General features: G+C 63.1%; 22 protein-coding genes. 13 read left to right on the top strand and 9 right to left on the bottom strand.

Annotated elements, in window-relative coordinates; genetic code table 11:
- Positions 1-12: 12 nt before the first annotated feature.
- Genes NKJ28_RS05230 through NKJ28_RS05220 form a run of 3 tightly spaced genes read right to left on the bottom strand, consistent with a single transcriptional unit; the run spans position 13 to position 866 of the window.
- The gene (locus tag NKJ28_RS05230) at positions 13-174 is read right to left on the bottom strand and encodes a hypothetical protein (protein WP_023673991.1); all 162 of its coding nucleotides are present in this window, start codon (positions 172-174) and stop codon (positions 13-15) included.
- 15 nt (positions 175-189) lie between these two features.
- Positions 190-567, bottom strand: coding sequence for a hypothetical protein (locus NKJ28_RS05225; RefSeq protein ID WP_023673992.1), 378 nt, complete (start codon positions 565-567; stop codon positions 190-192).
- A gap of 11 nt (positions 568-578) precedes the next feature.
- Positions 579-866: a hypothetical protein gene (locus tag NKJ28_RS05220; RefSeq protein ID WP_023673993.1), complete on the bottom strand. Its 288-nt coding sequence runs from the start codon at positions 864-866 to the stop codon at positions 579-581.
- Positions 867-1,152: 286 nt separating this feature from the next.
- Here NKJ28_RS05220 and NKJ28_RS05215 point away from each other — a divergent pair, with 286 nt between their 5' ends.
- From NKJ28_RS05215 to NKJ28_RS05200, 4 genes are read left to right on the top strand one after another with little or no spacing between them, the layout of a single operon-like run.
- Positions 1,153-2,286: an aminomethyl transferase family protein gene (locus NKJ28_RS05215; RefSeq protein WP_352590204.1), complete on the top strand. Its 1,134-nt coding sequence runs from the start codon at positions 1,153-1,155 to the stop codon at positions 2,284-2,286.
- A 14-nt stretch (positions 2,287-2,300) separates the two neighbouring features.
- Positions 2,301-2,897 (top strand): dimethylamine monooxygenase subunit DmmA family protein, encoded by a 597-nt coding sequence (locus NKJ28_RS05210; protein ID WP_352634386.1) that lies wholly within the window; start codon positions 2,301-2,303, stop codon positions 2,895-2,897.
- On the top strand, positions 2,894-3,859 hold the full coding sequence (locus tag NKJ28_RS05205; protein ID WP_352452526.1) for a PDR/VanB family oxidoreductase: 966 nt from the start codon (positions 2,894-2,896) through the stop codon (positions 3,857-3,859). Before NKJ28_RS05210 ends, NKJ28_RS05205 begins: the two co-directional genes overlap by 4 nt.
- Positions 3,860-3,868: 9 nt before the next feature.
- Positions 3,869-4,909, top strand: a complete 1,041-nt coding sequence (locus NKJ28_RS05200; protein WP_352590195.1) for a heme-dependent oxidative N-demethylase family protein — start codon at positions 3,869-3,871, stop codon at positions 4,907-4,909.
- Positions 4,910-5,376: 467 nt separating this feature from the next.
- Here the strand turns inward: NKJ28_RS05200 and NKJ28_RS05195 are convergent, their stop codons facing one another.
- Positions 5,377-6,096 carry a helix-turn-helix domain-containing protein gene (locus NKJ28_RS05195; protein ID WP_352452528.1) on the bottom strand — a complete coding sequence of 240 codons (720 nt, stop codon included), beginning with the start codon at positions 6,094-6,096 and terminating at the stop codon, positions 5,377-5,379.
- Positions 6,097-6,355: 259 nt separating this feature from the next.
- On the opposite strand from NKJ28_RS05195, the gene NKJ28_RS05190 reads away from it, so the two are divergent.
- Entirely contained in the window at positions 6,356-7,714 is a 1,359-nt protein-coding gene (locus NKJ28_RS05190) for a trimethylamine monooxygenase (RefSeq protein ID WP_352634384.1), read from the top strand.
- 26 nt (positions 7,715-7,740) lie between these two features.
- Here the strand turns inward: NKJ28_RS05190 and NKJ28_RS05185 are convergent, their stop codons facing one another.
- Positions 7,741-7,920 (bottom strand): hypothetical protein, encoded by a 180-nt coding sequence (locus NKJ28_RS05185; RefSeq protein ID WP_352634382.1) that lies wholly within the window; start codon positions 7,918-7,920, stop codon positions 7,741-7,743.
- 465 nt (positions 7,921-8,385) lie between these two features.
- Between NKJ28_RS05185 and NKJ28_RS05180 the strand changes: the two genes are divergently transcribed.
- The 3 genes from NKJ28_RS05180 (at position 8,386) to NKJ28_RS05170 (ending at position 11,524) form a co-directional block, all read left to right on the top strand.
- Positions 8,386-8,985, top strand: a complete 600-nt coding sequence (locus tag NKJ28_RS05180) for an OsmC family protein (RefSeq protein ID WP_023674002.1) — start codon at positions 8,386-8,388, stop codon at positions 8,983-8,985.
- Between the two features lie 44 nt (positions 8,986-9,029).
- Entirely contained in the window at positions 9,030-10,316 is a 1,287-nt protein-coding gene (locus NKJ28_RS05175) for an NAD(P)-binding domain-containing protein (protein WP_352634380.1), read from the top strand.
- Between the two features lie 377 nt (positions 10,317-10,693).
- Positions 10,694-11,524, top strand: a complete 831-nt coding sequence (locus NKJ28_RS05170) for an alpha/beta fold hydrolase (protein WP_023674005.1) — start codon at positions 10,694-10,696, stop codon at positions 11,522-11,524.
- Between the two features lie 63 nt (positions 11,525-11,587).
- On the opposite strand, the gene NKJ28_RS05165 is transcribed toward NKJ28_RS05170, so the two are convergent.
- From NKJ28_RS05165 to NKJ28_RS05150, 4 genes are all read right to left on the bottom strand, one after another.
- Complete coding sequence (locus NKJ28_RS05165; RefSeq protein WP_023674006.1) at positions 11,588-16,306, bottom strand: alpha/beta fold hydrolase; 4,719 nt, start codon at positions 16,304-16,306, stop codon at positions 11,588-11,590.
- A 235-nt stretch (positions 16,307-16,541) separates the two neighbouring features.
- The gene (gene cysK / locus NKJ28_RS05160) at positions 16,542-18,035 is read right to left on the bottom strand and encodes a cysteine synthase A (RefSeq protein WP_352634378.1); all 1,494 of its coding nucleotides are present in this window, start codon (positions 18,033-18,035) and stop codon (positions 16,542-16,544) included.
- A 129-nt stretch (positions 18,036-18,164) separates the two neighbouring features.
- Positions 18,165-19,334 (bottom strand): MFS transporter, encoded by a 1,170-nt coding sequence (locus tag NKJ28_RS05155; RefSeq protein ID WP_352634376.1) that lies wholly within the window; start codon positions 19,332-19,334, stop codon positions 18,165-18,167.
- A 392-nt stretch (positions 19,335-19,726) separates the two neighbouring features.
- Positions 19,727-21,064 (bottom strand): aminotransferase-like domain-containing protein, encoded by a 1,338-nt coding sequence (locus tag NKJ28_RS05150; RefSeq protein WP_352634374.1) that lies wholly within the window; start codon positions 21,062-21,064, stop codon positions 19,727-19,729.
- 109 nt (positions 21,065-21,173) lie between these two features.
- On the opposite strand from NKJ28_RS05150, the gene NKJ28_RS05145 reads away from it, so the two are divergent.
- The 5 genes from NKJ28_RS05145 (at position 21,174) to NKJ28_RS05125 (ending at position 25,967) form a co-directional block, all read left to right on the top strand.
- Positions 21,174-22,148, top strand: a complete 975-nt coding sequence (locus NKJ28_RS05145; RefSeq protein WP_352634372.1) for a substrate-binding domain-containing protein — start codon at positions 21,174-21,176, stop codon at positions 22,146-22,148.
- Positions 22,149-22,220: 72 nt separating this feature from the next.
- Positions 22,221-23,051 (top strand): ABC transporter substrate-binding protein, encoded by an 831-nt coding sequence (locus NKJ28_RS05140; protein ID WP_502902162.1) that lies wholly within the window; start codon positions 22,221-22,223, stop codon positions 23,049-23,051.
- An 8-nt stretch (positions 23,052-23,059) separates the two neighbouring features.
- Complete coding sequence (locus NKJ28_RS05135; RefSeq protein ID WP_352634368.1) at positions 23,060-23,980, top strand: amino acid ABC transporter permease; 921 nt, start codon at positions 23,060-23,062, stop codon at positions 23,978-23,980.
- Positions 23,967-24,740 carry an amino acid ABC transporter ATP-binding protein gene (locus tag NKJ28_RS05130; RefSeq protein WP_023674014.1) on the top strand — a complete coding sequence of 258 codons (774 nt, stop codon included), beginning with the start codon at positions 23,967-23,969 and terminating at the stop codon, positions 24,738-24,740. Before NKJ28_RS05135 ends, NKJ28_RS05130 begins: the two co-directional genes overlap by 14 nt.
- Before the next feature lie 45 nt (positions 24,741-24,785).
- The gene (locus NKJ28_RS05125) at positions 24,786-25,967 is read left to right on the top strand and encodes a M20 aminoacylase family protein (RefSeq protein WP_023674015.1); all 1,182 of its coding nucleotides are present in this window, start codon (positions 24,786-24,788) and stop codon (positions 25,965-25,967) included.
- The last annotated feature ends 41 nt before the right edge of the window (positions 25,968-26,008 follow it).

Below are 26,008 nucleotides of genomic sequence, written 5' to 3'. Positions count from 1 at the left end.
TCAATCCCCCACTCAGATCCGGTGTTTTTCGGACACGGCTTCAAGTTCGCCTTCCCTGGACGAGGTCAGCATCTCTTCGGAATAGGTCGTGTCGATCTTGAACCAGTCGTAGAGCATCCACAGCGCGAGCACGATCGAGATGCCCCAGCATGCGTAAGAGAGTGCCACCCACATGACGATGCTTCCTATCTATTTGTCGCCGAACTTTTCGTCGATGACGTCGCGGTATTCGCGGTCCGATGCGCGGAACAGAAAGATGAAATAGCCGATCAGCACTGCCGCCATGATGATCAGCGTCGGCCAGTCGATGATGTAGTGGAACCGGTTCTGGATGATGTCGTGCGCGGTTTCCGGCGTGTAGCCGAGCTTTTCCCAGATCGAGGCCATGGTCGGGTTTTGTCCGAGCGCTTCCCACGTCTTGGCGTCGAGCGCGTCAATGGATTTTGCCGCCCCTGCCAGACCTAGTTTCAGCGGCAGCCACAGCGCGACGAAAATCGCGACCACGACGACGGCGATATCGAAAACCTGTCCGGCCTTGCTCTGTTCGGGCGGTGTATAGCGGGCCATGCGTCTCCCCCTCAGGACTTGCGGTTGCGGTAGGCGTCGGCGTTCTTGATGTCGAGGCCGTAGATGAAGTCCTTGTCTTCCTTGTAGTGGTTGACCATCGCCAGGATCGCGGCCGTGTTGAAGATCAGCACCGCGGCGGCGGCGACCGCGACGACGAGCTTGATGCCTGCGTCGGGGACGTATGGCCATGTCATGAACAGGACAAAGAGGATCGTCGCCCACAGGCAGACGATCAGGAGCATGGATCCACGCACGTCGGAACGGTACAACGCTTCCACGCGCTGTTGCAGGTCGGACATCGGCTTTCCCCTTTTTCAACGCCGGTCCGGATTGGCCGGTCATTGCCCTCTTTCAAGAGAGTGAAATTTTTTTCATAAAATCCGGCCGAATTCTGGAATTGTCAAGACGATTTTACGCGACGTTAACCGTTAGTTTGGGCGCGCCGGATTTGCCTGACAATGAAATTATTTGCTTACGGGTATTGCAGGCTCCCGGCGTTTGCGATCAATATTCAAGGCAACGCTCCCGCCTGTGTGCAGGGAGCAGGGGAAAGCAAAAAAGTTTCTTTCGAACGGAGGACAGCGGATGACGGCATCCTGGAGATTTTCGACGCTTGCGGATCGCCATCGCGCGCTCGGCTCGAAGCTCGAGGACTGGAGCGGCATGGGCACCGCCTGGACCTACGACAAGGACGCGGACGAAGAGTATATCGCCATCCGCACCAAGGCCGGCCTGATGGATGTGTCCGGCTTGAAGAAGGTTCACATCACCGGGCCGCACGCCTCGCACCTGATCGATCTGGCGACGACGCGCGACGTCGAAAAGATCTATCCCGGCAAGTCGGCCTATGCCTGCATGCTCAACGAGGCCGGCAAGTTCACCGACGACTGCATCCTCTACCGCACCGGCCCGAATTCCTGGATGGTCGTGCATGGCTCGGGCACCGGCCATGAAGAGCTGCAGCGCGCTTGCGTCGGTCGCGACGTGTCGCTGCGCTTCGACGACAATCTGCACGACCTTTCGCTGCAGGGGCCGCTAGCCGTGGATTATCTGGCAAAGCATGTGCCCGGCATTCGCGACCTCAACTATTTCCACCACATGCAGACGCAGTTGTTCGGCTTTCCGGTGATGATCTCGCGCACCGGCTACACCGGCGAGCGCGGCTACGAGATCTTCTGCCGTGGCCAGGACGCCGGAACGATCTGGGACAGGATCCTCGACGAGGGCAAGAGCGCCGGCATCATCCCGTGCCGCTTCACCACGCTCGACATGCTGCGCGTCGAGAGCTACCTGCTGTTTTACCCCTACGACAATTCGCAGAAATACCCGTTTGAGAACGAAGGCCCCGGCGACACGCTGTGGGAGCTTGGTCTCGACTTCACCGTCAGCCCCGGCAAGACGGGCTTTCGCGGTGCCGAGGAGCACTACCGCCTCAAGGGCAAGGAGCGCTTCAAGATCTTCGGCGTGCTGCTCGAAGGCAAGGAGCCGGCCGACGAGGGCGCACCGGTCTATCGCGACGGCAAAAAGGTCGGCGTGGTGACCTGCGCAATGTATTCGCCGCTGGTCAAAAAATCGATGGGCATTGCCCGGCTCGACGTCGACTGCGCGGTACAGGGCACCAGGCTCGAGATCCGCAACAAGAGCGGCCCCATCAGCGCAACCGCCGAGCCGCTTCCTTTCGACGATCCGAAGAAGACCAAGCGCACGGCGAAAGGCTGAGGCATACTGCGGGTATGGCAGCGAAAAGCATCATCAGCCGGCCGGTCTATGGGACCCTGTCTCCGCAGCCCGGCAAGCATCATCTTTTCATAGCGGATGCAGAAGGAGCGCTGGCCATTGCCGATCTGGCCGCCAAGGCACCGGCGGATTTCTTCGGCGGCGCCCGCATCATCTTCATTCCCGGCCGCGACGGAAAATACGCCGATGCGGTCGAAGCCCTGAAGCCGGCACAGTTCTACCTCGGTCATTCCTTTGCCAGCGCCCTGCCGCGGCTGAAGCAGATGCTGGCCAACGCCCATATGGGCCTCAGGCTCTATCTCGCCGGCACCGAGGGGCTGATCGGCCAGGCCATGCAGGCGGCGCTCGAAGCCGGCATCGACCACACCTCGGTTCAGACCGAGCATCGCGGCTCGCTGGCGCGCCGCATGCAGTGCGTCCATTGCAAGGGCATCACCGAGAACGTGACGACGCAGCCGGCAACCTGTTCGCATTGCGGCCTCTTGCTTCTGGTGCGCGACCACTATTCGCGGCGCCTCGCCGCCTTCCAGGGCGTCTGCATCAACGCCGAGGACCGCAGCGAAATTCCTCCGATCGAGGAGGTCTTTCGATGAGCGCCGGCACAACTAAGCTCGATGTCGTCGTCAGCGATGTCGTCCCGGTCAACGAGCTGGTGACGCGCTTTCATTTCCGCCGGCGCGACGGCGAGCTTTTGCCGACCTTCTCCGGCGGCGCCCATGTCGTCGTCGAGATGCGCGATGGCGAACGCACCAGGCTCAATCCCTATTCGCTGATGGGCTCGCCGCTAGACACCCGCGAATACACCATCTCGGTGCGCCGCGACGACGCCGGCCGCGGCGGCTCGTTGTTCATGCACAGGCAGGTCAGGCCGGGCACGGAGATGGTGGTCAGCTATCCCGTCAACCTGTTCTCGCTCGATCTGCGCGCCAGGAAGCATCTGATGCTGGCCGGCGGCATCGGCATCACCCCGTTCATGGCGCAGACCGCGCAGCTGGCGGCGGAAGGCGGCAATTTCGAATTGCATTACACCTGCCGCACCGCCTCGCTCGGCACCTATGCCGACCTGCTGAGAGAGCGCTACGATCACCGGGTCAGGCTCTATCACGACGACCGCGACGAGCGCGTCGATCTCGACCGGCTGTTGTCATCGCAGCCGCTCGGCACGCATCTCTATGTCTGCGGCCCGTCGGGCATGATTGGCTGGGTGCGCGAGCGTGCCGCGGCGCTCGGCTGGCCTCCGGAGACCGTGCATTTCGAGCATTTCGCGGCGCCGCAGCCCGGCGCCCCCTTCGACGTGACGCTGGCGCTCAGCGGCAAGACCATCCGTGTCGACGAGCAGCAGAGCCTGCTCGAGGCGATCGAGGCGGCCGGCGTCGATCCGCCCTATCTCTGCCGCGGCGGCGTCTGCGGCCAGTGCGAGACCAACGTCATTTCGCATGACGGCAAATTCATCCACAACGACCACTGGCTGAGCGAGGAAGACCACCGTTCGGGCTGCAAGATCATGCCCTGCGTCTCGCGCTTCGAGGGCAGGTCGCTGGTGCTGGAAAGATAGGAGGCGAGCTTGGGCATCACCTTTCGCAAGGAAACGTTCCGCGACGACTTTACCTTCAGGAACAGCCCCGAGCACATCAGGCGGTTCCCGTTCCCGTTCCATGAAGACAGCTACATGTATGCCGTCAACATCGAGCCGCATGTCGTCGGGCCGAAGGGCAGCGTGCTGGAGAATTTGATCGACGTCGACGAGCACTATGTCGCCGAGATGCAGGACCGCGCTTTGGTGCTGGCCGAGGATCCGCTGCGCTGCCAGTCGCTGCCGCACATGACGCTGGCCGGCTGGGATCTGCTCGAGCTTTTGATGGAGCAGCAGGCGCTGGGCTATCCCGAGCATTTCACGCTGACGCGCGATGGCGACCGCTGGCGCTGGATCAACCGGCCGCTTGGCATCGACGACAGCTTCACCTTTGGCGATGTCTCGACGCTGCCCTATGGGCCGATGGAATACATCACCCGCCAGAGCCAGGGCGATTTCTGCATCCTCGACCAGCGCGACGGCAACCTGTGGATGGATGCCGGCATGGTCACCACCCAGGCCGACTGGTCGCTCGATTTCGACATCGGCATGAACTTCTTCGAATGGCACGCGCCGGTGCCGCTGGCGCATGAGAAGGGCATATTCGTCCGGGCGCTGAAATTCCTCACCAACATCCAGCAGGGCAAACCCGCACGCCGGCTGAACTGGACGATGACCATCAATCCGCGCCTCGATACCAGCCCGGAAAATTACCACAAATGGGGTCCGGACCGCGCCACGGTGACGCCGGAAAACGTCGGCGACAAGGTTCATCTGCGCGTCGAGCTGCAGAGCTTCTGGCGGCTGCCGCGCTCGAATGCGATCGTCTTCCCGATCCGCTGCTACCTGATCAAGATGGACGAGCTGGTGACGCAGCCGAAATGGGCACGGCGCCTGCACCGCGTCATCCGCGACCTGCCCGAGGAACTCGCCAACTACAAGGGCCTGACGCGTTACCGTGCGACATTGGTCGAGTGGCTGTCGAAGTTGGATGACGGCAGTGCGACGTCGCCGGGGTTTGGGCCGGATTGAGGTTCTGTTTGCGAGGTTCGCGCTGCCCGTCAAGCTGCCAATCTCCCCCCAAGAGGGGGAGATGCCCGGCAGGGCAGAGGGGGGCGCCGTAGAGCGCCGGCCTTTAGCCCCCTTGCGACCAATCGAGGACGAGCTTGCCCTGCAGTTCAACGTAGCAGCGCGTGGAGGTTACGGCATGGATCCTAGGGTCTCCGCTACGTCGCTTCGCTCCTGCTCCGCCCTAGGATGACGAAGTGAGGGACGCTTCAGCTAACCTCGAAACTTGCGAATTGCCGTCGGCCACCAACCTCTAAGCCGCGATGCAACTGCCAATCTCCGACATCCGCGATTAGCCTTGGACCCCACGCCTTCGTCATCCTAGGGCGAAGCAGGAGCGAAGCGACGTAGCGGAGACCCTAGGATCCATGCCGTTACCGTGGCCGTGGAGTGCAGCGATCCAGGATTGCTTGTGCGCCCTCATCTCCGGCTCACCCCGCGCTCTGCGGGTAGCAGATGATCGACAGATAGCGCATCGGCAGAACGCTCAGCACTTCCGGTCCGTGCGGCGCGTCGGCGTCGAAGAACAGGCTGTCGCCGGGCTTCATCGGGTAAAGATTGCTGCCGTGCCGGTAAACCACCTCGCCCTCGAGCATATAGAGGAATTCCATGCCCTCGTGCTGGAAGGTCGGGAACACGTCGGAATCCTCGGTCAGCGTGATCAGATAGGGTTCCACGACGACGCCGCTGGTGTTGGAGCCGATATGGCCGAGCAGATTGTACTGGTGGCCGGCGCGCGTGCCGCGGCGTTCGACGTCGAGGCCTTCGCCGGCCTTGACGAAGACGGCACTGCGCTCTTCCTCGAAGCGGCGGAAGAAGGCGGTGACGGGAACGCCGAGCGCCCGTGACAGCGCCTGCAACGTGGTCAGCGATGGCGAGGTGATGCCGTTCTCGATCTTCGACAGCATGCCAAGCGAAATGTCGGTGGCGGCAGCCAGATCGGCCACCGTAATGCCGAGCTTCTTGCGGAAGGCCCGCACCTCGCGGCCGATGGCGACCTCCAGGACCTTTTCGCGGGTGTCGCGAATGGCGTGCGGGTTCTGGGTGAGCGGCGCGCGTATCTTGCGCGGATCGATTGCAGCGACCGACGGCTTGGCTTTGGCGGCGACGACGGCCGCAGCGGGCTTTAGACTGGATGCTTTTTTCGCCATGTTGCCACCCCGGACCTTGCCGATTCATTTCACTCACGGTGAACATATTCGGTGCCGATACAGAAGCGCAACTGCCACGGCAAGCCACCCGTGTCGAATTGCGCAATGTCCGGATTTCGCCCGAGCTACTGCGTCGCTTGGAAATCCAGCTGGGCGAAACGCGGTTTCGCGACAAGCCCTGTTGACAGCATCGAAGGGGCAATTACTGTCCTGTCAGTGAAATTTGTTTCGTTAGGGAAATGAGATCGGGAGGCCCGCAATGAAAGATCGTGTTGCCGCCATCGGAGCCGGGCCGTCCGGCATGGCCCAGCTCAGGGCCTTCAAGTCGGCCGCCGACAAGGGCGCCGATATTCCCGAAATCGTCTGCTTCGAAAAGCAGTCCGACTGGGGCGGCCTGTGGAACTACACCTGGCGCACCGGCCTCGACGAGCACGGCGACCCGGTGCACGGCTCGATGTACCGCTATCTCTGGTCGAACGGCCCGAAGGAATGTCTCGAATTCGCCGACTACACCTTCGAGGAGCATTTCGGCCGGCCGATCGGCTCCTATCCGCCGCGCGCCGTGCTGTGGGACTACATCAAGGGCCGCGTCGAAAAATCCGGCGTGCGCCAATGGGTGCGCTTCAACAGCCCGGTGCGCATGGTCACCTTTTCCGAAACGACAAAAAAATTCACGGTCACCGCGCATGACCGCACCAGCGACGTCACCTACTCGGAAGAGTTCGACAATGTCGTCGTCGCTTCGGGGCATTTCTCCGTGCCCAACGTTCCCTATTTCGAGGGCTTTTCGACCTTCAACGGCCGTATCCTGCACAGCCACGATTTCCGCGACGCGATGGAATTCAAGGGCAAGGACATATTGATCATCGGCCGCTCCTATTCAGCCGAGGACATCGGCTCGCAATGCTACAAATACGGCGCCAGATCGATCACCTCCAGCTACCGCTCGAAGCCGATGGGCTTCAAATGGCCGGAGAACTGGAAGGAAGTGCCGCTTCTGCAGAGGGTCGTCGGCAAGACGGCGCATTTCAAGGACGGCAGCACCAAAGACGTCGACGCCATCATCCTGTGCACCGGCTACCTCCATTCCTTCCCGTTCCTCACCGAGGATTTGAAGCTGAAGACCGCCAACCGTATGTGGCCGGACGGGCTCTACGAGGGCGTCGTCTGGGAGAAAAACCCGAAGCTGTCCTATATCGGCATGCAGGACCAGTTCTACACCTTCAACATGTTCGACGCGCAGGCCTGGTTCGCCCGCGACGTGATCATGGGCCGCATCAAGCTGCCGTCGGCCGAAGCGATGGCCGAGCACGGCCGGAAATGGCGGGCACGCGAGGAAACGCTGGAAGACGCCGAGCAGATGATCTGGTTCCAGGGCGACTACACCAGGGAGCTGATGGAGCAGACCGACTATCCCGGCTTCGATGTCGAGGCCGTCAATCAGACCTTCATGGAATGGGAGCACCATAAGGCGCAAGACATTATGGGCTTCCGCGACCATGCCTATCGCTCGCTGATGACCGGCACGATGGCGCCGCTGCACCATACGCCCTGGCTGCAGGCGATGGACGATTCGATGGAGAGCTATCTCGAGGTGAAGGGCGTGGCGGCGGAGTAAGCAGTCCGAACGGCGATTGACTTGCCTCAGACAACTTCCCGCGCCGGGCCGGCTGCCAGCGCCAGGGAATTTGCGACGTGCTCGAGGTGCTCCTCGCTCAGGATGCTGGTCGCGACGCGCACGGCGCTGGGCTTTCCGGTCGAAAACTTCGCCCCGGCATGGACCGCGATGCCGTGTGCGGCCAACTGGACGTCGACCGAAAACATTATCCCGACAAGTGTTGTCGACGGGGGCCGATCGGCACTCCCGCCGCAACAAGCCTCATGTGGTTTTCTCGCGGCCGGGCCGATTTAGGGTGCTCGCGTATGTGTGAATCTTCGCGATATGGGCGAGCACCTCGGCCTTGCTTGGCCCGCGAGCTATGACAGCCCAGTCGGTTGAGGACGGGCGGGTATCCTTTCCAAATGAACGAGACATGGTCTGATCTCCTGTGGTTTCGGTTGCGAAGCGTTCTCGGCGCTTACGGGAGATCGCACCGCGCGAGGAAGCAAAGCGTTTGAAGGCCCGCCGTTTCGCTGATTGCGGATCCGGCGCTGTTCACGACTGGTTGACGCAAAAAAACCTCTCGTTTTCCCACTGTTGTTCCCACTGCACGTCAAACGCTGCCGGCCGAGGTTTAGCCGTCCGGGGCGATCCCGGTCGCGCAACATCCGAACCCAGGAGTGAATGACATGCAGGACGATACAATGGTCATGGAAAAGGCTTCCGTTAAGAAGGCGTCGCGGGAGCCGAGGAACGGCGTCAATACGCCCACCCTTCTGGCCACCATCAATGCCGTCGCGGGCCAGCCGGAGCTTGCCAAGTTCCAGTTCCGGGCCAAGAGCCGCTGGATCACCGGCACGCACAGCCGCAGCACGATGGCCAACTTCTTCGGCGCCGGCGCCGAGCAGCCGCATGTGACGGCATACCAGGCCGACAGCGATCATCCGGCGGTCCTGTGCGGCGAAGACAACGGCCCGACGCCGGTCGAATACCTCCTCCACGCGCTTGCTTCCTGCCTCACCGCCGGCATCGCGAACATCGCGGCCGCGCGCGGCGTGACGCTGCATGAGGTGGAATCGACCGTCGAAGGCGACATCGACCTTCGCGGCATCCTCGGCATCTCTAACGAAGTCCGCAACGGCTACCAGGGCATCCGTATCTCCTTCAAGATCAAGGGCGATGCTTCGGCTGAGAAGCTCGAGGAAATCGTAATGCAGTCGCGCGCCCGTTCCGCGGTGTTCGACGTGCTGACCAACGGCGTGCCGGTCTCGGTTGCCGTGAAAGGCTGACTTCGGTCCGCAAGAGCAATATCGCCGGCCTCGTCCTGAAAAGGATGGCGCCGGCGATCTGTTGCCCCTGCTTACAAGGCGCGGATTCCATGCAGCATACAGACGTAGCCATTATCGGCGCCGGACAGGCGGGTTTAGCCATGAGCCGGTGCCTGTCCGAGCGCGGGGTCTACCACGTCGTGCTGGAGCGCGGCCGCATCGCTGAGCGCTGGCGCAGCGAACGGTGGGATTCGCTGCGCCTGCTGACGCCCAACTGGATGACACGCCTGCCCGGCGGCGGTTATCGCGGAGCCAATCCCGACGGCTTCATGACAATGGCCGAGACGGTGGGGTTCCTAGAGGATTACGCGTGCTCGATCACCGCACCGGTGGAGGACGGCGTGGAGGTGCTTTCGACCGAAAGGGTCGACGGAGGCTTCCGGCTGCTGACCGATCGCGGCCAATGGAGCGTACGTGCGGTCGTGGTCGCGACCGGATACAGCAACAGGCCACGCATTCCGCCACTAGCAAAGCAGATCTCCTCTCGTATCAGGCAAATCGTGCCGCGGGACTATCGCAATCCTCAGCAACTGCCCCAGGGTGGCGTTCTCGTGGCCGGGGCCTCGGCGACCGGCATACAACTTGCGGAGGAGATCAATCGCTCCGGGCGCCCGGTGACCCTGTCGGTCGGCAGTCATACACGCCTACCGAGGCTTTACCGCGGGCACGACATCCTGTGGTGGCTCGACCGGCTGGGAATGCTTGCCAAGCCTGTCGCTGAAATTCCGGATCTCACCGCGGCACGGCGGCAGCCCTCCCTGCAGCTGATAGGCACACCCGAGCGCAGGACGCTCGACCTTGCCGGTCTTCGGGAGCAAGGCGTTCGTCTTGTCGGTCGAGCGGCTGCCGCCTGCGATACACGCATTCGGTTCAACGGCGATCTCGCCGAAACGACCATGGCGGCGGAACGCAGGCTGAGGCGCGTGCTGGCCAATATAGACCGCGCGGCCGCCGGCGATGGCCTCTACTCGATCGATCCCGGTTCCATTCCGAGCCTGATTCTGAGCGCCGAGGCGACCGAAATCGACCTCATCGACCAGGGTATCCAGACGATCATATGGGCTACCGGCTATCGCCGGGAATACCCATGGCTGAAGCTGGATGTGTTCGACGCCCGGGGCGAAATCCTGAACGATGGCGGCGTCTGCGCGTATCCGGGACTCTACGTGCTCGGCCTCAATTTCATGCGCCATCGAAGCTCCAGCTTCCTCGACGGCGTCGGCCGCGATGCGGAGGCGCTGGCGGCTCACCTGGCAATGTTTCTCGACGTCTCCCGCCGAGCAGCGGCCTGACCGCCGAATACAACGCTAGCGCGGCAAAAATCGACGTTGCCTTCAACGATGAAGCTCACGGCGGACAACGACAAGGGCTCCACTGGCGCCGTAGTCAGCGCCCGCAACCATGGAGAAAATCAAAATGAGTGAAATGGTGAACCCATCCCTGTGCCTCACCAGAACGCGAGGTTTGCGCTGGGCTGGCGGAACAATGTTGGCCGCAGTCTGGCGTTTCATTCGTATCCAACGGGACCGTAGACAGCTTTATGAGTTGCCGGACTACATCTTGCGCGACATCGCATCACCCGCTTCGAGATCAACTGGATCACTTCGTTTGCCGGGCGTGATCCCAGCCGCCGCACGCGTTTTTTGAGGGCGGAGGAGGGCGGGGCTCGATGATTGCCGCATCGACGTCCCACGTCACGCATAGGGCGTGTCAGGCACCGCTTGTCATCGCCCTGCACTGCTCAGGCGGCAGCGGACGGCAATGGCGCAGCCTGGCGGAGCGGCTCGATGACAGCTACCGGCTCATCGCACCCGATCTGATCGGGGCGCCGGGCGGCGGCACCTGGACTGGTGCCGGCGCTTTCCATCTGACCCACGAAGCCGCCGGTATCCTGGAGATGATCGACCACCATGACGGGCCTGTGCATCTTGTTGGCCATTCCTATGGTGGTGGATTGGCCCCGCATATAGCGGCGATGCGTCCAGACCGGCTGGCCAGCCTCTCCCTTTATGAGCCGTCTGCCTTTCACCTGCTGCGCGAGCTGGACTGTGAGGGCCACGAGGCGCTCGGCGAAGTCTTGGCGATCGCAGGCACCGTCCATGACGGCCTGATCAACGGCAGTTACCTGACCGCGACAGCTCATTTCATCGACTACTGGGGTGGGGCCGGCATCTTCGCCGCGATGAAGCCGGAACTTCAGGCTGCACTCGTGCGGTTTCTGCCGAAGGCCAGCCTGGACTTCCACGCATTGATCCATGAATCGACGCCAGCAAGCGAATATGCCCGATTTGGCTTTCCGGTCTTGGTATTGCGCGGCGAATTTGCACCAGTTCCGACGCGGCTCATCGCCCGCGAACTCGTTTCCCGCGTTCCGGCCGCAATCGGGGCGATTGTTCCTGGCGCCGGACATATGGGACCGCTGACCCACGCAGACGTGGTGGCGGATCGTTTGGTCCGGCAGATATCGTTCCATGACACCGCGGGGTCGCGAGCTGCGTGACCGCGGCTTGCTTGCCCTACAGGCAGCGCAAACCTTCGAAGCAGATCCCTGGATGCGGAGGGATCAAGCCGTAACCGCCATGGGAACGCGATCGGGCAGGACACTTCCGGTCGGCTCCTCCATGCCGGAGAAATCCTCCCGCATCTGCATTTCTGTGTAGAGCTTGGCCGCTTGCGCGAGAGTTGCATCCGCGCCAGCAATCTTGCCGCGCCGCTTCGCGAGCCCGAGAGCTAGCAAGGAGCGGGCAAGCTCCGGCCGCAATTCAACCCGCCTGGCAAGATTGCAGGCCTGTTCGAGCCAGCCAATGGCCGATCTGGAAGGCTTCAGCTCGGCAAGGCCGCGCAGTACGATGATCTCGCTCCACGGATCGCCGCGTCCCCGCGCAAGCTCGAGCGCATGGCCGAGATTGGCCGCAGCTTCCGGCTCATACAGGCGCGCACGCACGCATGCGAGCACCGCGCGCGCGTGACATTCGAACTGGGCAAGATCGAGCCGCTCAGCCTCGGTCACCGCCATTTCCAAGGTGGCGCCCGCGTCGTGGTTGCGGCCGAGCAGGAATTCCGCATGCCCGAGCACGGTCAACAGCCATGGCCGGAGTAGGATAGATGCGCTGGTAGCGGCTTCGGAGGACCACAATTGCAGCGCCTCGACAAGCGCCGGCTCGGGGCCGCGCAGGACGCCCACCACACCGGTGAAATAGGCGGCCGCGCAGCTATCGATCGGGCGCGCCACTTCGGCGGCGACCTTCTGCAGTTCGGCAAGCGAACGTTCCGCATCATCGAACCGGCCAAGGCGTGCTTCCGCCTGCGCGCGGTGCCCCAGGTACCAAACCGCACGCGCACCGAGCTGTCCGAAACGCTCCAGACGCCAAGCTTTGGTGAACCTCTCCTCATGCGGAACAAGCCGCTCCAGCACCTGCCGCGCCTCGCTGCGGATCAGAAGCGCCTGTGAGGCGGCCAGGTCCGACTCGCTTATGCAGCGCTGCACGCCATTTGCCGTCGCGCCGCGCTTGAGTGTGTCGGCCGGTTCCAGCGCCTCCTCGTAGCGGCCGTGGGAGCTGTTGAGATAGCTCAAGTGGAGCAACACGTCGGAGATGAGTTGCGGATCGCCCAGTTCCATGGCCAGTTCGCGCGCTTCCAATAGCTGCGGCAGCGCCTTCCGATAGGCACCCAGGGCGCCGTAGGCGGGCCGCATCCGCACCCGCAGGTTGATCGCCTGGGCGAGGGTTTTCGGATTTCGGGGCAGCGCGGCGACTGCTTTGCGGGCGTTTTCGAGGAACTGGACCGCGGCGGAATAGGCCGAGCGTTCCTCGGCCCGGCCCGCCGCTTGCAGCAGATAATCCGCGGCCGGTTCCCAAGCCTCGGCACGAAGCGCGTGTTCGGCCAGTTCCTCGATGTGGTGGTTCAGCGATCCGGCATAGAGTCTGTCCATCGCAACCAATGCAGCCCGATGCAGCCTTTTTCGGTCCTCCGCCAGGAGAGATTCGTAGGTCACCTTGAGCGTCAACGCGTGCTTGAACGTATACTCCACGTGAGGATAGCTCTGGACCTCGAACAGGAATTCCAAACTCTGCAGTTTGGCCAGGCATACCCCCAGCTCCGCCTCCGAGAGCGGCGAGAGCGCCCTCAGCAGGGGATACGGAACATTCTTGCCGATAACCGAAGCGAGTTGGAGTGCCTGCCTTTCCGAGTCACCCAGCTGCTGGATACGTGCGGCGATGAGCGATTGAACTGTCGACGGGATGGTGATGGAATCCACTGGCCTCTTGAGCTCGTAGCGGCCGGACTGGCCGGCAAGTGCACCGTCCGCAACCAATCCGCGCACCATTTCTTCCAGGAATAGCGGCGTGCCCTCGGCCCGCTCGGCAAGCGATTGCCGCAGTTCCCCCAAGCTGGGATCGGATCCCAGCAATTCGGTGAGGAACTGCTCCATTTCGTCCCGCGCGAACCGCTCCAACCTTATCTGCTGGAAATAGCCGCGGCGGTTCCATTCGTGTCGGTACTGCGGCCTGTAGGTGGCGAGCAGCATGATACGGTTGGCGCCCATGACCTCGACCAGCCTGTTCATTACGGCCTCGCTCTCGGCATCGATCCAGTGCAGATCCTCGATAAGCACGGCTACGGGCGAGGCCCGGCTCAAGGCAACGAGAAATGCGCTCATCGCCTCGGATACCCGTGAGGTCCGCTCCCGCGCATCGAGATGCCACCAGGAAGAATCGTCGACCGGCAGGTCCGCGAGGAAGGAAAGCGGCGCCGTATGACTTGGATCCAGGTCCAGTTCAGCCCGTTTGAATGCAAACAGGCGCTGGGCTTCCGCCAAGCCGTCTTCGCCACGAATGCCACAAGCCGAGAGCAGCAGCTTCTTTACAGCACCCAGAGTAACTGATGAATCAAACTCCAGACCGCCACATTCAAGCACAGTAAAACCGGCCACCTCGTCGAGGGAGAGAAATTCATGGGCAAGCCTCGACTTGCCCATGCCGGCGTCGGCGACGATCCCGGCGACCTGGCCGTGGCCCTCCCTGACCCGGCGCCAGGTTGCAAGAAGGATTTTCAGCTCGAGCTCGCGCGCCACCAGTCCGGTGAGGCCGCGATTGGCCCTCAGGTGCCAGCGCGACAAAGCGTGATTTTCGCCCAACAGCTCGTAAATGCGTTCCTCGTGGCCAAGTTGCGGATGCTCCGAATGCGCTAAGCGGTGCATCTGCACATAGCCCCCGGCGGCTGCGCGCGCCCGGCCTGTCGCGGCGATCGTCGCACGGTGCAAGGCACGCATCAGCCGGTTGGCCGCACGCGGCGCGGCTCCGGCCAGTTCAACCTTGCTGGCTTTGGTCGTCCATTGCTGCCGCACGATCACCTCGCCGGTGTCTATTCCGGCCCTCAACTGGATCCCGCCCTGGGAAAGCTCCTCCACTGCCAGCTTGGCCGCAAGCGCGGCGCGGCATGCAAGATAAGCGTGATCCTCGGTGGCGCGAGCGAGGCCGAATGCTGCGGTGATTGTCCCGTCAGCAGCCGACGTGACGACGCCGCCATGGCTCTCCACGACGTCTATCACCCGATCCTCGACGGGCTGGAATTCGCGGATCGCCACTTCCGGATCCTCCGTTTCGAGGAGATGCATGGGACTGACCACTTCCGCGGCCAGCACTGTTATGTATTGCCGAGAGCGGTTGATTCCCAAGGACGCCGGAGGGCCTGCCAGTTGCTGCGTCTGTTCGGGGTCGGCAAGGAAACGACGCGTTTCGTCGACGAAGGTCGCGAATGCCGGTTCGTGGCCAAGCAGCACGTGGTTGACGCTGTCTAGCGCAACGAAACGCGCGCCGGGGATTTTCCCAGCCATCGCCTGGCCATGATCGAACGGAATGACCGCGTCTCCCGTAGCATGCATCACCAGGGTCGGGACGCGGACCCGCGGTAACAGCTCGTCAACGTCAATGACGGCGCCTTCCTCGAAGATGCGATGGGCAATCTCCGGCGAGACGGTATTGCGTTGCAACTCGTTATACCAATTCCTCTGTTCCGGCGTTGCTTCCGGAATGAAGAGGGAGGTGAACATTTGCCGGAACACCGGGTCGTCTTGGCCCCAGCCTTCCTGAATCAGCGCTCCCATCGCTTCGCGGCGTGCTATTTCGCGCTGATTGCCCCGTTTGCGCCAACCTTTGGTGAATCCGCCATACAGCACCATCCCCGCCACACGCTCTGGATGCCGGACGGCATAGGCTATCGAAACGGCGCACCCCTGGGAAATGCCAAGCAGGGAAACGCGGCGCAGACCAGCGGCATCGATGATGCTCTCCAGGTCGGCAACCATGGCCTCGAAGGACAGGTCGGCGGGATACCGGTCCGACAGGCCGTTGCCGCGCTGGTCGTAACGTATCAGCTGGTAGTGCGCGGAGAGGCCCTCGATCCAATGCTTCCACACCGGACTGTCCCATTCGAGCTCGAGATGGGACATCCAGTGGGCGGCCCTTACCAAAGGGGGGCCTTGACCACTCAAGGAATAGGCCAAGCGCGCGCCGTCGGGCGTCGTGCACCGGCGAATCTCCTGCGCAAGGATTCGCTCCGGCGGAGAGGCAAGCTGTATCTCCGACGCAGGCAAAACACGCGTCGGAGGGACGTTCTCATCGGCGGGAGCGACCCCGATGTCGCTACTCGAAGCGCGGCTCTGGACCATGGCGGATTGCCGTGCTGCCTCGCTCAGCCGGCGGATGTCCGCTCGAAGAGCCTCGTCCCCAGGCTCCAACCCGTCCAGGACATGCGCGTACGGAAGTGCCCGCGCCGGCTCAAGCCGGTCGACGAGCACCCGAAGGATGCGCAGATGCGTCACGTGCAGTTCGTCGGCGGTCGCAATGCGCCAGGCTTCGAATTCCGGACAGCGCGGCAGTGAAAGATCATCCAAAAAACGGCCGCGGAACGCTCCGGCGAGGGCCTCCAGTTTCTCCGGTCCGAGAGCCTCTATGTCACGACCGCCGAGGCCCCGGAGCGGCGCGATGTCCAGCACGACTTCGCTGGTGTTCAGGCGAACTGCGTTGCGGTCGGCTTGCAGGATCTCGCCGTTCCCGAGGTCGACGACCTGTCGGATCTTCGAGAGACTCCAGCGCAGGGCGCCGCGAGGATCGTCCGGTACCTCCCAGAACATCTCGCAAAGGCGCTCGCGCCGCTGCGGGCGCTCTACGAGCGCAAGATAGGCCAGTAGCGCCCGCGTCTTTTTCGAAGGCGGCAAGGAAACGACCTCGCCAAGGCGAAGGACGGTCAGATCTCCGAGAACGCGAATTTCGAGCGACACTTTGCCAATCCCAGTCGCTGCTAAATTAGCCATGGATTGTATCAAGTCCGTGCCGTTGCCGAAAGCGTTCGTTTCCGGAAGCGTGAGGTTTCCGCCTGCGCTCTGATTTGCCTTCCCTTCGTGGGAAGGCCGACACGGACAAGTCCACATGAATGCCGAGCCGGAACGGGATCACGCCCGTTCCGGCTCGCTTTGATGGTGGCGACCGCACTCTGAAAGGCCCGGAGGCGGGGTCTCACGCTGCCGCGCGCACCCATCGGGGCAGCAGGCTCTCGGGATTTGCGCATGCGCCGGGCGTGTAGTTTGCGCCAACGAACTCCAGCCGGGCGGCGAGCGTGCCGTCCCGCCAGGCCGCAAGCGTCTCCATGCAGCCACCGATATGCTTGCCGCCGACAAAGACCTGCGGAATTGTAGGCGAACCGATCCGGGCCCTCAGAGCCTTGCGGATTTCCCCGTCCCGGCCGTTCTTCTGGAATTCCGGAGCATCGATGTCGATGGACCTGTAGACGATTCCGGCACGGTCGAAGAGCTTTCTTACCGTCCAGCAGAATTCGCACCATGTCAGGGCGAATATGACCACCGGATGCTCCGCATCATAGATCGCCTCATCGACAAACGCATGCGCCGACTGATCGATTTGGATTTCGTTCACGGGCGCCGATGAAAGGGCGAAGGACGGCGGCCGGTCGAAGCGGTAGCCGGGTGTGGAGCGAGAGATCGCCTCTTCGGCCGGCGACATTTCCTCGCTGATGTGATCGAACAGGATCGTGCTGAGATACCGCTCGCCCGTGTCAGGCAACATACAGAGCACGTTGCGGTCCGGTCCGACGCGTCGAGCGATTTCCAGTGCGCCGCTCAAGGTAGCCCCGCCGGAGATCCCCGCCAGTATTCCTTCTTCCGTCGCAAGCCGGCGCGCAGCTTCCAAAGCGCTGGCGCCTGAAACCGGCAAGATTTCGTCCACAAGATCGTCAGCCATCGCGTTGCCGACGATCTGCGGAATGAAATCAGGGCTCCAGCCCTGCATCGGGTGTGGCCGGAAGCGAGTGTGCGCCCGAGTGGGCAGTCCGTGTTCGTCGAAAGTTTGGGGAATGCCACTCGACAGCAGCGCCGAATTGTCGGGCTCGCAGACGATGATCCGCGTTTGCGGGCGCTCGCGCTTGAGTACTCGCGCCACACCGGCCAGCGTTCCGCCGGTCCCGGTGCCGGTGACCCAGTAATCGAGTGGACGGTCCTGGAACGCCGCGAGGATTTCGAGCGCTGTCGTGCGGGCATGGACATCGGCGTTGACGGGCGTCTCGAATTGCCGGCAGAGGAACCAGCCGTGCGCTCCGGCCAGCTCGACCGCCTTGGCGAGCGTGCCGCTGCCGCGCTCGACGGCAGGGGTCAACACGACCTTGGCACCGAAGAAACGCATCAGCTTGCGGCGTTCGAGGCTGGCGTTCTCCGGCATGACGATGACGAGAGGATAGCCTTTCCGCGCGCAAACCATGGCAAGTCCGATGCCCGTGTTGCCGCTCGTCGCCTCGATCACCGTCTGGCCGGGCCGAAGTGCACCCGAACTCTCCGCTTCTTCGATGATCGCGGCGGCAAGACGGTCCTTGACCGAGCCGCCAGGATTGAACGCCTCGATCTTGGCATAGAGCGAAGCGGCACCATTGTTGATGCGGGAAAGGCGGACGACCGGCGTGTCGCCGATCGTGTCGAGAATGCTGTCGTAAATACTGCTCATCTCAGCTGTCCTTGCCTGGTGATGACGGTGCTCCGCCCTCTTCGATCTCTAAGGTTGGCAGGAAGGCCGTGGTTTGCAGCGTTCGAACCAACGTGGAATTAAATGGATTTCGACGTTTGAATCAGCGGCTCATCGCAGGACCGGCAAGGCGGCGCATAATGGGACCTGCGCTCTTGCGCCGGATGATGCCGCCAATACGCCCAGAACCACGAGATTGGCCGCGCCTGCGACAGATGCCACCAGGAAAGCGCGCCCATAGCTGCCGAAGGTGTCATAGACGAAACCGCCGAAATAACCGGCCACCCCCATGCCCAGCCAGGCGATCAGCATGACGATGCCGAGTGACTGGCCAAAGCATTCGGCTGGCGCAAACTGGCGCACGCAAAGGATCAGGCACGTCATGTTTCCGGCGAAGCCGAAGCCGAAAACCGCCGACAGCGCCAGCAGGCTCAGCTGCTGGTCCAGCGCGGGAAAAATCGCAACGCATGCCGTCTGAATAAACGACGCCAGGGCATAGGCGGCAAGATTGCTTGCCCGGTCGGCGAGGAGCCCGAACGCGATCCGCCCGACGGCGCCGAACAGCATGGCGGTCAGCAGGCTGAGCGATCCGACATCCGAAGACCCGCACACAGCCGTGACGAAGCTCGTGAGGTGCATCAGCGGGACGCCCATGCAGGCGCAGCAGAGGAAGGCTGCGGCAGATAGCAGCGTCACCGGGGAAAGGCGGCCACCTTGGAAACTTGGTTTCGCTGAAAAATGCACCGGTGCGATAACGGTCCGATCGACGGGCGGCGTCTGAACCGCTGGCATGGAGATCGCCAGCGCAGCCATCGTCCCCGCCGCCATGATCGCGTATGCGAGGCGCCAGCCGACGCCGTCAATCAAGGCATTTGCGGCGTAGGGCATTATGCCTTGGCCTAGGGCTCCGCCTGCTGTGACGATCCCTATCGCCAGGCCGCGGCGGCGGTCGAACCAGAGTCCGGTCACTGCAAGTACCGGCGCGTACAGACAGGCAAAGCCTAGCCCGCCCAAAGCGAAGTTGGCCGCATAGATCTGCCAGAGCGAAGTGGCGGAGGAAAGCGCGGCGAGCGCGATCACCATGCCAGCCGAGCCGATGAATAGCAGGCTTTTGACATTCAGGCGGTCCGACAGCCGGCCCCAGAACAGCCCGCCCAACGCCATGCCGACGCTTGATAGCGTGTAGGCAAGGCTGATGTCGGCTCGCGACCAGCCAAACTCCGCCTCAAGCGGTCTGATGAAGACGGATGTCAGCGCCAGGCTGCCAAATCCGAACGCCATGGCGGTTGTGGCACCGGCCGCAGCCAACAGGCCGCGCAGCCGTATTGCGCCGTCCCGAACCTCCCTGCCTCCAGTTGGTGATACCTGACGATTCGACATGTTTCTGCCCTCGAAGGACCTCTTCGAAGCTGTCATCGGCCAGCGGTATGGAAGCAGGCGTGTGCGTCAGCGTGGAAACTCCAACGCGGGCCGTGGAAACGCCCCGCCTAAACTTGCAGCCTCCTCTCGGTGAACGGCGGATCAGGGAGATCTTATGATCATCGCCAGCGCCACCATGACGGACTGGTTGACGCCGAGCATGATCTCGGGACCGGCCAGCGGCAGTTGAACGCGAAAGAAGACAGGGTCTGTATATGGCCAGTCGGCAACTATCCGTCGGAGCAGCTGACCCTTTAGCTAACCTCCCGTGCCGGGTCGGCTGCCAGCGCCAGGGAATCCGCGACGTGCTCGAGGTGCTCCTCGCTCAAGATGCTGGTCGCGACGCGCACGGCGCTGGTCTTTCCGGTCGAAAACTTCGCCCCGGCATGGACCGCGATACCATGTGCAGCCAGCGTGACCATCGCGTAAGGTTCCGAGGCAACGGGAATGAGGACGCTGAGCCCATGTCCGGCGTCGATCGCGACGTTGCGTTTCGCCAGTTCGCCGGCGAGCCGTTCGCGACGGCCGCGGTATACCTCCTTCGCCTGCTCCACCAGGGCGGCCGTGGCCTGGTTTTGCAGCAGCCAGGCGGTGGCCGCCTGCAGGATGCGGCTGGTCCATCCCGAGCTGAAGCTGCGGTAGGACTGGATCTGCTCGACGATCGTCGCCGATCCGGACAGCACGGCGAGCCGCAGGTCCGGGCCATGGGTCTTGGAATAGGATAGGATATGGACGACGCGATCGGGAAAACGCCGGCCAAGCGAAATGCGCGGCGCCGAGGCAATATCGCCGACGCCGTCATCTTCGACAATCAGCACGTCGGTGCCGGCGAGCAGGTCGCCGATGACTTCCAGCCGCGCCGACGACATGCAGGCGCCGGTAACCGAATGGACGCGCGGCTGGAACAGGAACGCGACGGGCCGCTGCCGCAGAGCGTTGGCAAGTGCATCCGGCAAGGGACCGTCGCTGTCGCAGTCTACCGGGATGATCGGCACGTCGAGATCCTCGAGGATGTCGAGCAGGCGAAGCGCCGTTGGGTTCTCGATGGCCACCGGCGCCCCCGGCGGGACCAGCGCATGCAGCAAGGTGTAGATGGCGTTGTAACCGCCATTGGTGGCCAGGAACGCGCCGGGATCGTACGGCCATGACGGGCGCACTGCGGCCTCCAGCTCGGGCAGGATGCGCACCCGCTCGTAGCTGTTGAGCTTTTCGGCGCGCGCACCATGCGCCAGCGCGATGTCGAGCGGCGGCAAGAGCCTCACATCGGGCTCCGCGATCGCCAGGTTCAGAACATCCTGTCCGTAATTGCCGCCGCTCATGTGGCGCTCGGGCCGGGCGGCAAAGCGGTTGCCCATGATCCAGGTGCCGTTGCGTCCGCGGCCGCCGATGATCTTGTAGCGCCGCAACTCGCTCCACGCCTGCGAGACCGTCGCCGGGCTGACGCCAAGCACATAGGCCAGATCGCGCACCGGCGGAAGCTTTGCGCCGACAGGCAGCGCGCCGCTTCTGATTAGCGCACTGGTCTCGCGCGCGATGCCGCGCATCGTGCGGTCGCCAAGGCGATCAGCGAACCATCCTGCATCGAAATCCATCGGCACCCGCGACCATTAAAGCTAATGTTCAATAACATAATAACATTTGATCGGCCAAAAATAAACGTTTACCAATCGCCGGTCAAACATAGCGTTGAAGTTCATGCCGATGCCCGTTTCCATCACTGTAGCCACCCGCGATTGGGACTATCTCACCCCTTTGGTGCTGGGTGACGTCACTTCGAGCCGCTTGTCGGTGAAGGTTGATCGCGTCGCCACGCTCATTCCGGACCTCGGTACCGATCCGAACTACGATGCGGCGGAGGTCTCATTCAGCCGTTATGTGTCGGCCATGGCTTCGGGCGTCGATACGGTGGTTGGATTACCGTGCTTCATCATGCGCGGCTTTCGCCATCGCTGCATCATAACGGTCGAGACCAGCCCGCTGGAACGGCTTTCCGACCTTGCCGGCAAACGCATCGGCGTGACCGGCTGGCGCGATTCCGGTAACACATGGACGCGCGCAGCACTTCGCCGGGAAGGCGTCGGCGTCGAGGATGCCTATTGGTTCGCCGGCAGGCTGACATCGGGGCACCCGATCGCCGACCGCCTCGACGGATTCGGCAGGCCGGGGCGCATCGAAGCAGCACCAGGCGAGCGCCCGATGATGGAGCTGCTGTCGCAAGGCGAGCTCGACGCCGTTTTCACGCCCTTCATGCCGGACGGCTTTTTCGGCCCGGCTTCCGGCTTCCGGCAAGTGCTGCGCGATTTTCGCGCGGCCGAACGCGCCTATTTCGCCGACGTCGGTTATGTCCCGGGCATGCATCTGGTCGCCGTCAAGGCCGCCCTGGTCAGGGAGCACCCCTGGCTGCCGCAGGAACTCGCCAGGCTGATCGACGAAAGCCAGCGCGTCTGGACGGGCAAGCGCCGAAAATATGCCGACACCTCGCCCTGGATCCTCGAGGAGCTGCTCCACACGGGACGCGACCTGCCTGCCTCCTGGAATGCTAGCGGCCTGCCCGCCAACCAGCGCATGATCGAGGATTTCGTCACCGAGCTCCATGCCCAGGGCATTCTGGCGGAACCGATTTCCGCCGAAGCCTTGTTTCCTTTCGAGGCCAGATCGCGGGCCACCGCAGCCTGACAACGCACAACGAAGAACACGAAGGAGAATGCCATGAGGACAATCAGCTTCATATTCGCCTCGCTCGTCACCATGCTGGCGCAGGCCAGCTTTGCCCAGGATATCCAGAAGCAATCGGTGAACGAGGATTTGCGGGCCCGGCTGCCGGAAGAGATCCGCGCGGCGGGAAAGATCACAGCCGTCAACAACGGCTCATTCCCGCCCTATGAGATCGTCACCGGCACCGAACTGTCGGGGGCGACCAGGGACATTTCCGACGCCATCGGCCAGCTGCTCGGCGTCGAGATCGATCATGCCTCGGTCGCCGGCCTGCCGGCTTTGCTGAGCGGCATCAATGCCGGCCGTTATCAGTTCGCGATGGGGCCTGTCGGCGACTATCCCGACCGCCAGAAATCCAACGACTTCATCGATTGGGTGCGCGAATACGTCGTCTTCGCCGTCGAGAAGGGCAACCCGCAAGGCATCACCTCGCTCGACACCGCGTGCGGCAAGCGCATCGCCGTCATGTCGGGTGGCTCGGCCGAAAAGGTCATCAAGCAGCAGGCGCAGAAATGCACCGAGGGCGACAAGCCGGCCGTCGAGGTGCAATCCTTCACCGACCAGCCGAGCTCGATACTGGCCGTCCGGTCGAAACGCTCCGACGCATTCTTCTCCTCGCAGGCGCCGCTGACCTATTTCGTCGAGCAGGCGAAGGGCCAGCTGGAACTCGCCGGTGTCGGCCAGGCCAACGGCTTTAAGGACATCTACCAAGGCGCCGTCGTAAAGAAGGGTTCGCCGCTGGGCGGCGTGCTGCTCGACGCCTTCAAGATCCTGATGAAGAACGGCACCTACGCCGCGGTCATGAAGAAGTGGGGCCTCGAGAAGAACATGATCGACGCGCCAGGCATCAACCAGGGCCAGTAGAGGCTGCCATGACCGACGCCACCGCTGCCTACGCGGCCGGGCTGCCGCGACGTCCCGACGACGCGCTGCGCGACGTCAAACGAGCCCACAGGCCGTTTCCGCTCGTCCGGCTGGCGCTCTGGGCGTTCACCGTCGCCGTGGCGGCCGGCTTCGCCTATATCGTTGCGGTCAACCCGAATTTCGGCTGGCCGGTGGTCGCCCAGTATTTCTTCGATCCGACGGTCATGCAGGGGCTTTCCGTAACGCTCGGCCTGACGGTCGTGGCGATGATCCTGGGTATCGTGCTCGGCCTGCTGCTCGCCATCGCGCGCATGTCGAACGACAGGCTGGCATCCCTTCTCTCCGGCCTGTTCATCTGGTTCTTCCGGGGAACGCCGCTGCTGGTGCAATTGATCCTGTGGTACAACCTTTCGACGCTGTTTCCGCGCATTTCCATTGGCTTCGCCAGTTGGAACACCAACGACCTGATCACGCCTTTGACGGCCGCCGTTCTTGGTCTGGCGCTGAACGAGGCCGCCTACATGGCCGAGATCATCCGTGGCGGGCTGCTGTCGGTGGACAAGGGACAGGCCGAAACGGCTGAAGCCTTCGGCATGACCCGCGCCCGGTCCTTGCGGCGCATCATCATCCCGCAGGCGATGCGGTCGATCGTGCCGCCGACCGGCAATCAGCTGATCAGCATGATCAAGGCGACGTCGCTTGTCAGCGTCATCGCCATGGCCGACCTGCTCTACTCGGTGCAGTCGATCTACAACCGCACCTTCGAAATCGTTCCGCTGCTGATGGTTGCAGTGCTGTGGTACCTGCTGATCACCTCGGTCCTCAATGTCGCGCAAGGCGCGATCGAACGCCACTACAGCCGCGGCGACCGCGGCGCGCGCGAGAAGACCGCGACCGCCACCCTGGAGGCCGCCAATGAGCGCGCATGACACGCCCCTGGTCCGGGCGCGCAACGTTCACAAGGCGTTCGGCCCGCTCGAGGTGCTGAAGGGCATTGATCTGGACGTCGCGCCTGGCGAGGTGGTGGTCATTCTCGGACCGTCCGGCTCCGGAAAGTCGACCTTCCTGCGATGCATCAATCATCTCGAGGCGATCGACCAAGGGTCGATCGAGGTGGACGGCGAGCAGATCGGTTACCGGTTGCACGACGGCCGCCTCGACAAGCTTTCCGACCGCGCGATCGCCGCGCAGCGGCGCAAGATCGGCATGGTGTTCCAGCAGTTCAATCTCTATCCGCACATGACGACGCTGCAGAACGTCATCGAGGCTCCGGTCGGCGTTCACCGGGAGAACCGCAAGGAGGCGATCGGCTACGCCCGCGAACTGCTGACCCGTGTCGGTCTTGCCGACAAGATCGACGCTTATCCGCGCCAGCTTTCAGGCGGCCAGCAGCAGCGCGTCGCCATCGCCCGTGCGCTCGCCATCCGCCCGAAATTGATGCTCTTCGACGAGCCGACGTCGGCGCTCGATCCGGAGCTGGTCGGCGAGGTGCTCGCCACCATGCGCGATCTCGCCAGGCAGGGCTTGACCATGATCGTGGTCACGCATGAGATCGGGTTCGCCCGCGAAGCAGCGGATCGGGTGGTGTTCATGGACGACGGTAATGTGATCGAGGCCGGGCCTCCGGACGAGGTTCTCGCTAAACCCAGGCACCCGCGCACGCGGGCTTTCCTGAGTCGTTTCATCTAAAAGCAAAACCGGCGCGGCACCTGCTCGGCCGGCAAAGGACCTCCCATGCCAAAGACCTCCAACCAGTTCGCCGACATTTCCGACTTCGCCGACAAGGCCGCCGAGCTTGCAGCGGCCCGCCAGCACCTGCACGCGCATCCCGAGCTTTCATTCCAGGAGCAAGAAACGGCTGCATACGTTGCCGAACGGCTCGAAAGCTGGGGCTATGAGGTGACGCGCAATGTCGGCGGGCTCGGGGTCGTCGGCCGTCTGCGCCAGGGCAGCGGCCGCAGCATCGCCATCCGTGCCGACATGGACGCCCTGCCGATCACCGAAGCGACCAATCTCCCTTATGCCAGCCAGGCCAGCGGCAAGATGCACGCCTGCGGTCATGACGGCCACACCACGATGCTGCTCGGCGCCGCCGAATACCTGGCGCGCACACGGCATTTCAACGGCACGGTGAACCTTATCTTCCAGCCGGCCGAGGAAGCCGGCAAGGGAAGCGGGGCGCAGGCGATGATCGCCGACGGCCTGTTCGAGCGCTTTCCCTGCGATGCGATATTCGGGCTGCACAACCACCCGGGCGCGCCGACGGGTTCGTTCCTGATGCGCGCCGGGCCGCTGATGGCGGCGAGCGATACCGTCACCATCAGGATCGCCGGGCGTGGCGGCCACGCCTCGCGTCCGCACCTGACGGTCGACCCGATCGTCGCTGCCGCCAACATCGTCATGACCCTGCAGACGGTTGTGTCGCGCAACGTCAACCCGATCGAGACAGCTGTCGTCACCGTCGGCACGATTCACGGAGGCACGGCCTCCAACGTCATCCCGGAACACGCCGAAATCACGCTGAGCGTCCGCTCCTTCTCGGCCGAGATCCGCGACACGCTCGAGCAGCGTATTCGCAATATCGCAGCACTTGTGGCGCAGGCGCATGGCGCAACAGTCGAGATCGATTACGAGCGCGGCTACCCGGTGGTGGTCAATTCCGAGCGCGAGACGTCCTTTGCGACAGACATCGCTGTCGAACTCGTCGGTCAGGACAAGGTGTCCGTCTGCCCGTTGATCCCCGGCAGCGAAGATTTTTCTTATTTCCTCGAACACAAACCCGGTTGCTTCCTGCGCCTCGGAAACGGCGAGGATTCAGCCATCCTGCACAGCTCGAAATATGATTTCAACGACGGCAATCTGACCGTCGGCGCAGCGCTCTGGGCTCGATTGACCGAGAGATTCCTGGCCGCTTGACCCATACCTGCGGCTGGGATCGTCGATCGGCCGGTCGAGCA

The organism is Mesorhizobium sp. M0145 (genome assembly GCF_040322355.1).
Classification (GTDB): domain Bacteria; phylum Pseudomonadota; class Alphaproteobacteria; order Rhizobiales; family Rhizobiaceae; genus Mesorhizobium.
The sequence above is the reverse complement of the archived record's forward strand: the minus strand, read 5'-3'. Positions and strand labels throughout refer to the sequence as shown.